The sequence below is a fragment of the Paraburkholderia elongata genome, assembly GCF_013177735.1.
GTDB classification, from domain to species: Bacteria; Pseudomonadota; Gammaproteobacteria; order Burkholderiales; family Burkholderiaceae; genus Paraburkholderia; species Paraburkholderia elongata.
In genome coordinates this window covers 58977-65806 of the sequence record NZ_WOEZ01000089.1, presented here as the reverse complement: position 1 = coordinate 65806, position 6830 = coordinate 58977, and the positions used below count along the sequence as shown (strand labels likewise).

Annotated in this window: 7 protein-coding genes; 4 read left to right on the top strand and 3 right to left on the bottom strand. The window is 63.6% G+C overall.

Annotated features, from left to right (window positions below; translation table 11 throughout):
* The first annotated feature begins 322 nt into the window (after window positions 1–322).
* Together GNZ13_RS17500 and GNZ13_RS17495 are read left to right on the top strand one after the other, a co-directional pair.
* Window positions 323–706 (top strand): VOC family protein, encoded by a 384-nt coding sequence (locus GNZ13_RS17500; RefSeq protein ID WP_172166666.1) that lies wholly within the window; start codon window positions 323–325, stop codon window positions 704–706.
* Window positions 707–773: 67 nt separating this feature from the next.
* On the top strand, window positions 774–1514 hold the full coding sequence (locus GNZ13_RS17495) for a helix-turn-helix transcriptional regulator (protein WP_172166664.1): 741 nt from the start codon (window positions 774–776) through the stop codon (window positions 1512–1514).
* 199 nt (window positions 1515–1713) lie between these two features.
* Here GNZ13_RS17495 and GNZ13_RS17490 read toward each other — a convergent pair whose 3' ends face one another.
* The 3 genes from GNZ13_RS17490 to GNZ13_RS17480 all read right to left on the bottom strand — a co-directional run bounded on the left by GNZ13_RS17490 (window position 1714) and on the right by GNZ13_RS17480 (window position 4703).
* On the bottom strand, window positions 1714–3168 hold the full coding sequence (locus GNZ13_RS17490) for an NAD(P)(+) transhydrogenase (Re/Si-specific) subunit beta (protein ID WP_172166662.1): 1455 nt from the start codon (window positions 3166–3168) through the stop codon (window positions 1714–1716).
* Window positions 3168–3494, bottom strand: a complete 327-nt coding sequence (locus GNZ13_RS17485) for an NAD(P) transhydrogenase subunit alpha (protein WP_012431753.1) — start codon at window positions 3492–3494, stop codon at window positions 3168–3170. The genes GNZ13_RS17490 and GNZ13_RS17485 overlap by 1 nt, the downstream gene beginning before the upstream one ends.
* Window positions 3495–3560: 66 nt before the next feature.
* Window positions 3561–4703: a Re/Si-specific NAD(P)(+) transhydrogenase subunit alpha gene (locus tag GNZ13_RS17480; RefSeq protein WP_172166660.1), complete on the bottom strand. Its 1143-nt coding sequence runs from the start codon at window positions 4701–4703 to the stop codon at window positions 3561–3563.
* A gap of 274 nt (window positions 4704–4977) precedes the next feature.
* Here GNZ13_RS17480 and GNZ13_RS17475 point away from each other — a divergent pair, with 274 nt between their 5' ends.
* A complete protein-coding gene (locus GNZ13_RS17475; protein ID WP_172166658.1) occupies window positions 4978–5460 on the top strand; it encodes an NUDIX hydrolase in 483 nt (160 codons plus the stop codon).
* Between the two features lie 135 nt (window positions 5461–5595).
* The gene (gene mnmA, locus GNZ13_RS17470; RefSeq protein WP_172166657.1) at window positions 5596–6753 is read left to right on the top strand and encodes a tRNA 2-thiouridine(34) synthase MnmA; all 1158 of its coding nucleotides are present in this window, start codon (window positions 5596–5598) and stop codon (window positions 6751–6753) included.
* Window positions 6754–6830 lie beyond the last annotated feature (77 nt).

Sequence of the window (6830 nt, the reverse complement as noted above, 5' to 3'; positions counted from 1 at the left end):
GAGCAGCATCGGAAAAAGCCGCGGATCCAGGTCCGCGGCTTTTTTTTCGCCGGTACCTCGTCGATCGGCCGGCGTCGGGCCCCACCGGCTGCCACCCCGACTTCTCCGTTCCCCTGTTCCCGCCCGCCACACCATCTCTGCCGTCTCTGCCGTCTCTCCCATCCCGCCCTTGCCACCGGCGCCCCTGCGCGCTCATCGTCAGCCACGTCCTTTTGCCACATCCGCCAAGCCCTACTGACACTACGCTGTCAGTAGCCCCCACGCACACTCCTTCTCACGCCATCCGGCGCTTTGCACGGCTTGCCATTCACAGGAGAGTGTCATGTCCGCATCATCGAAAGTTGTCGCATGGTTCGAGATTCCGTCCGTCGATTTCGATCGCGCTGTCCGCTTTTACGAAACCGCGCTCGACGTCAAACTGAATCGCCAGGAAATCGGCGGCCAGCCGATCGCCATCTTCGGCTATGAGGAGCCGGCCACCGGCGGCGCGATCGTCCATAGCCCGTCGATGACGCCGACCCACGACGGCGTGCTCGTCTATCTGAACGCCCAGCCGACCGTCGACGCCACCCTCGCACGCGTCGAAAAGGCCGGCGGCAAGACCGATGGTCCGGTGATCAAGCTGCCGCAGGACATTGGCTACATCGCGTTCTTCATCGATACGGAAGGCAACCGCCTCGGCCTGCATTCGCAGACCAACGGCTGAGCACGCGACACGGCGCACAAGCGCGGCGGCCAGCAGGCACCGCGCGGAACGCCGACCGGAGCGCAGCATGCGGCGCTATGATCGTGGGACTGTCCCCGTCCTTTTCTACAAGACGCCCACGATGACGCGCCGCGCCGACCGCCTGTTCCAGATCGCCGAACTGTTACGCGGACGGCGCCTGACTACCGCGCAACAACTCGCCGACTGGCTGAATATCTCGCTGCGAACCGTCTACCGCGATGTGCGCGATCTGCAACTGTCAGGCGTGCCAATCGAAGGCGAAGCGGGCATCGGCTACCGGTTGAGCCGCGCGGCGAGCCTGCCGCCCCTCACCTTCACGGCCGATGAACTGGCCGCGCTCGCAGCAGGCGCGCGAATGCTCGAATCGTGGGGCGGCGCCGGCTTCGCGAGCGGCGCGCGCGGGGCGTTGGCGAAGATCGCCTCGGCAATGCCCGCCGACAAGCGCGCAACGCTCGAACGTCTGGCGATCTTCGCGCCGTCGTTTCACATCAAGGCGGACTTTTCAGCGAAGGTGGACGCGCTGCATCGGGCGATCGATGCACGTCAGGTGGTGAGTTTTGCCTATACCGATGCGAATAGCGCAGAAACCGAGCGGCGCGTGTGGCCGCTGGCACTGGCTTATTGGGGCGCGCGCTGGACACTCGGCGCATGGTGCGAATTGCGCAGCGATTTCCGCAATTTCGGGTTGGAGAGGATCCGGGACCTTCAGGCGCTCGAAACGTATCCGGATCAGGAAGGACGACGGTTGGCGGATTGGCTGCGGCACGTGAATGCGAAGCCGCGGTGAAGATGCGGATGCGCCGTGGTGTTGATATCCGCGAGCAAATCCGGCCGCTGAGATTCAGCCCACCCTGTGCGCGTTCAGCTCGCGCCATGCCGGCGCGGCAATTCAGAAAGTCGCCTGCGGTGTGGTCGAATCTCGCGCATGCGTCGTAGCCACAAGCTCGGCGCTCGCGGCCAGGCTTCAGACCGCGAGCGCCGATTCGTCACTCTACCGACTTCACCATATCCTCGATCACCTTCTTCGCGTCGCCGAACACCATCATCGTCTTGTCCATGTAGAACAGGTCGTTGTCGAGACCGGCGTAGCCGGCCGCCATCGAACGCTTGTTGACGATCACCGTGCGCGCCTTGTACGCCTCGATGATCGGCATGCCCGCGATCGGTGACTTCGGATCGTTCTTCGCCGCCGGATTCACCACGTCGTTCGCGCCGAGCACCAGCACCACATCGACCTGACCGAACTCGCCATTGATGTCGTCCATTTCGTAGACCATGTCGTACGGCACTTCGGCTTCGGCGAGCAGCACGTTCATGTGCCCCGGCATCCGTCCGGCCACCGGGTGAATCGCGTACTTCACCTCGATGCCCTTCTCGACCAGCTTGTCGGTCAGCTCCTTCAATGCATGCTGTGCACGCGCGACCGCCAGCCCGTAACCCGGCACGATCACAACGGTTTCGGCATTGCCGAGCATGAACGACGCGTCATCGGCCGAACCGGATTTCACCGGACGTTGCTCCGCCGATCCACCCGCCGCCGCTGCGCCTGGCTCGTTACCAAATCCGCCGAGAATCACGTTGAAGAACGAACGGTTCATCGCGCGACACATGATGTACGACAGGATCGCGCCCGACGAACCCACCAGCGAGCCAGCGATGATCAGCATCGGATTGTTCAGCGAGAAACCGATGCCCGCCGCCGCCCAGCCCGAGTACGAATTGAGCATCGACACCACCACCGGCATATCCGCGCCGCCGATCGGAATGATGATCAGCACGCCGAGCACGAACGCGATCAGCGTCATGAGGATGAACGGCAGCCACGACTGCGTGAGAAAGAAGATCACGCCGAAGCCGAGCATCCCGAGCGCGAGGAACAGGTTGATCAGGTGCTGCCCTGCATAGACAACCGGTGCGCCCTGGAACAGCCGGAACTTGTACTTGCCCGACAGCTTGCCGAACGCGATCACCGAACCAGAGAACGTAATCGCGCCGACGAACGTGCCGATGAAAAGTTCGACGCGATTGCCATACGGCAGGAAGCCCGGAACCGGATTGTCCGGATCGACGAGACCGAAGGCCGACGGCTCCGACACCACCGCATACGCGATACACACGGCCGCAAGACCGATCAGCGAGTGCATCGCCGCGACCAGTTCCGGCATCTTGGTCATTTCGACGCGCGCCGCGACGAACGCGCCGATCGCACCGCCGATCACCAGCGCGACCAGCAGGAGGCCGAGCCCTAACCCAAGATTCGAGCCGAGCGCATTAGCCTGTTTGACGATCAGCGCGATGGTGGTGAGGATCGCAATCGCCATCCCGACCATGCCGAAGGTGTTGCCGGTGCGCGCCGTCTTCGGATTCGACAGCCCCTTGAGCGCCTGGATGAAGCAGACCGACGCGACCAGATAAAGCAGCGTGACGACGTTCAGACTCATTACGCGTTCTCCTTGGCGGCTGCGGGAAGCTTCTTCGGCTCTTTCTTCCTGAACATCTCCAGCATTCGCCTCGTCACGAGAAACCCGCCGAACACGTTCACCGCCGCGAGCGCGACCGCGAGCGTGCCGAAGAACTTGCCGGGCGTGCCCAGCGTGAGGCCCGCGGCCAGCATCGCGCCGACGATCACGATCGCCGAGATCGCGTTGGTCACGGCCATCAGCGGCGTGTGCAGCGCGGGCGTGACGTTCCAGACGACGTGGTAGCCGACGTAGATCGCCAGCACGAAGATGATCAGGTTGATCACGGTGTGGTTGATGACTTCCATTCCCTTCTCCTTTGTCGACCAGAGTTGGCGCTTTAGCGCTTACTCTGGTCCCATGCGACATCGTTGCTATGCCTTGCGCGTGACTTCGCCGTCACGGGCCAGCAACGTGGCCGCGACGATGTCGTCCGCGAGATCGATGTTCAGGGCGCCTTCCGTCGTGATGATCAGCTTGAGGAAGTCGAGCAGGTTGCGTGCGTATAAGGACGACGCGTCGGCGGGCACCATCGAGGCCAGATTCGTATAGCCGACGATCTGCACGCCATGCTTGGTGACAACCTGGTCCGCTTCGGTCAGCGGGCAGTTGCCGCCGCGATGACCCTCGTACTCGGCACCGCGCCCTGCTGCGAGGTCCACCAGCACGGAGCCGGGTTTCATCGCCAGGACGGTTTCCACTGAAATCAGCGTCGGCGCGGCGCGCCCTGGGATCAATGCGGTCGAGATCACCACGTCAGCCTGTTTCGCCCGTTCGTGGACCAGCGCCGACTGGCGTTGCAGCCAGCCCGGCGGCATCGGCCGCGCGTAGCCGCCGACACCCTGCGCGGCTTCGCGCTCCTCGTCGGTTTCGTACGGCACGTCGAGAAACTTGGCGCCGAGCGATTCGATCTGCTCCTTGACCGCCGGTCGCACGTCGGACGCTTCAATCACGGCGCCCAGGCGCTTGGCCGTCGCGATCGCCTGCAAACCGGCCACGCCCGCGCCAAGAATCAGCACGCGGGCCGCTTTCACGGTGCCAGCGGCGGTCATCAGCATCGGCATGAAGCGCGGATAGAGCGTGGCGGCCAATAAAACGGCCTTGTACCCCGCGATATTCGCCTGCGACGACAGCACGTCGAGACTCTGCGCACGAGTGGTGCGCGGCGCGGCTTCGAGCGCGAACGCGGTGACGCCGGCCGCGGCGAGCTTCAGCGCGTTTTCGGCATTAAAGGGATCGAGCATGCCGACCAGCGTCGCGCCGCGCTTGAGCAGCGGCAACTCGGCATCGGTCGGGGACTGGACCTTCAGGACGAGATCCGCGCCAAACGCGGTGGTGGCGTCGACGATTTCCGCGCCGGCCGCTGTAAAGGTATCGTCAGGAAAGCTTGCGCCGGTGCCGGCGCCGCTCTGGATCGTGACCCGGTGGCCCTGGGTCACGTACTTCCTGACCGTTTCGGGCGTCGCGGCGACGCGGGTTTCGTGCGCGCGCGTCTCGGCTGGCACTCCGATGTGCATCTTTGTTCCTCCTCGACTTCTTGTTTTACGACAGAGCTGCCGACGAGGCACGCCGGCTTGCAAGTGCAACGGCTAACGGCGTCACTTTAACCGAAACCTGGGGGTGCGCCGAAATCGGGGACAATCCGGGGGTCTTGGCCCGGGCGGGCGCCTTGCAGAATGCAGGCCGTGGGCCGCCGCTCGTGCCTGCATTAGCTGCCGGTCGACCCGGTCGGCGCCCTCCGCCGGCCCGCTTCCCGGCAGCCCAGGCCCATAAACGGTAAAATGCGCACCCATGAAACCGGAAACCTGGCTGCCGCACGTCACCGTTGCGGCCATCGTCGAGCGTGACGGGCGTTTTCTCGTGGTCGAGGAACATACCGCCGACGGCCTGCGCCTGAATCAGCCCGCCGGCCATCTGGAAGCGGGCGAAACGCTTCTGGAAGCGGTCATCCGCGAAACGCTCGAGGAAACCGCCCATCCGTTCACGCCCGATGCACTGGTCGGCATGTATATGACGCATTTCGAGCGGCCCGGCAGTGAGGGCGTGACGTATCTGCGCTTCACCTATTGCGGCACGAACGGCGAAGCGGATGCGGCGCGCGCGCTCGATCCCAACATCGTCCGCACGCTGTGGATGAGCGCCGACGAACTGCGTGCCTGCCCCGAACGGCATCGCACGCCGCTAGTCATGCAATGTCTCGACGATTACCTCGCGGGACGGCGTTTTCCGCTCGACTTCGTGCACACGCATTCGGTCGGGCGCAAACAGTTGTAAGCAGACGTAAAGCAGGCATCGCCATGCCTAACCCGTCATAAACCGGCCTGATCCGTCACGAGCGGCCAGGCAGGCGACCGGGGAACACGGTCAACCCACGATCAATGAAGTCATGCAGCACCCAGTGAGCACCTTATGAGCAAGCAGAAAGTCGTAGTAGGCATGTCGGGCGGCGTCGATTCGTCGGTCACCGCGTGGCTGCTGAAGGAACAGGGCTACGACGTGGTCGGCCTGTTCATGAAAAACTGGGAAGACGACGACGACAGCGAGTACTGCTCGACGCGGCAGGACTGGATCGACGTCGTCTCGGTGGCGGACCTGATCGGCATCGACGTCGAAGCGGTCAATTTCGCCGCCGAATACAAAGACCGCGTGTTCGCCGAATTCCTGCGCGAATACTCGGCAGGCCGCACGCCGAATCCGGACGTGCTGTGCAACGCCGAGATCAAGTTCAAAGCCTTCCTCGATCACGCGATGTCGCTCGGCGCGGAAACCATCGCGACCGGTCACTATGCGCGCGTGCGTGAGAACAACGGCCGCTTCGAACTGCTGAAGGCCTTCGATCATACGAAGGACCAGTCGTATTTCCTGCATCGGCTGAACCAGGCGCAGTTGTCGAAGACGCTGTTTCCGCTCGGCGAGATTCCAAAAACCAAAGTCCGCGAGATCGCCGAACAGATCGCGTTGCCGAATGCGAAGAAGAAAGATTCGACCGGCATCTGCTTCATCGGCGAACGGCCGTTCCGCGACTTCCTGAACCGCTATCTACCGACTAAACCCGGTCCGATGAAAACCACCGACGGCAACGTGGTCGGCGAACACATCGGCCTCGCGTTCTACACCTTCGGGCAGCGCAAGGGCATCGGCCTCGGCGGCAGCAAGGAAGGCAGCGGCGAACCGTGGTTCGTCGCCGGTAAGGATATTGCGTCGAACACGCTGTATGTCGCGCAAGGCCACGACCATCCGTGGCTGCTGAGCCATACGTTGAGCGCGGGCAATACGAGCTGGGTCGCGGGCGAACCGCCGGCTGAAGGTTTCGCGTGCGGCGCGAAAACCCGTTACCGGCAAGCGGATGCACCGTGCTCCTTCAGCGCGGCGGTCAGCGCAGCAGGTGGGGGCGAAAGCCTCTTCGAACTGAATTTCGACGACGCCCAATGGGCTGTCACACCGGGGCAATCTGCGGTGCTCTACGATGGCGACGTGTGTCTCGGCGGCGGCATCATCGAACATGCGGTGACCGGGCAGCCAACAGCGCGCCAGCCGCAAAAGGCAGCGTTGCTCACCGCCCGTTGAGCCATGAGTTCGATCGTGCGGCAACGCCTTGGCGCCGCCGCACGCGCTTCAGCTTCATGTCTCATCTTCACGCTTCA

Excerpts from the sequence above, each read along its gene's own strand:
- GNZ13_RS17475 (WP_172166658.1), top strand. The coding sequence starts at position 4,978 with ATGAAACCGGAAACCTGGCTGCCGCACGTCACCGTTGCGGCCATCGTC.
- mnmA (WP_172166657.1), top strand. The coding sequence starts at position 5,596 with ATGAGCAAGCAGAAAGTCGTAGTAGGCATGTCGGGCGGCGTCGATTCG.
- GNZ13_RS17500 (WP_172166666.1), top strand. The coding sequence starts at position 323 with ATGTCCGCATCATCGAAAGTTGTCGCATGGTTCGAGATTCCGTCCGTC.
- GNZ13_RS17495 (WP_172166664.1), top strand. The coding sequence starts at position 774 with ATGCGGCGCTATGATCGTGGGACTGTCCCCGTCCTTTTCTACAAGACG.
- GNZ13_RS17485 (WP_012431753.1), bottom strand. The coding sequence starts at position 3,494 with ATGGAAGTCATCAACCACACCGTGATCAACCTGATCATCTTCGTGCTG.
- GNZ13_RS17490 (WP_172166662.1), bottom strand. The coding sequence starts at position 3,168 with ATGAGTCTGAACGTCGTCACGCTGCTTTATCTGGTCGCGTCGGTCTGC.
- GNZ13_RS17480 (WP_172166660.1), bottom strand. The coding sequence starts at position 4,703 with ATGCACATCGGAGTGCCAGCCGAGACGCGCGCGCACGAAACCCGCGTC.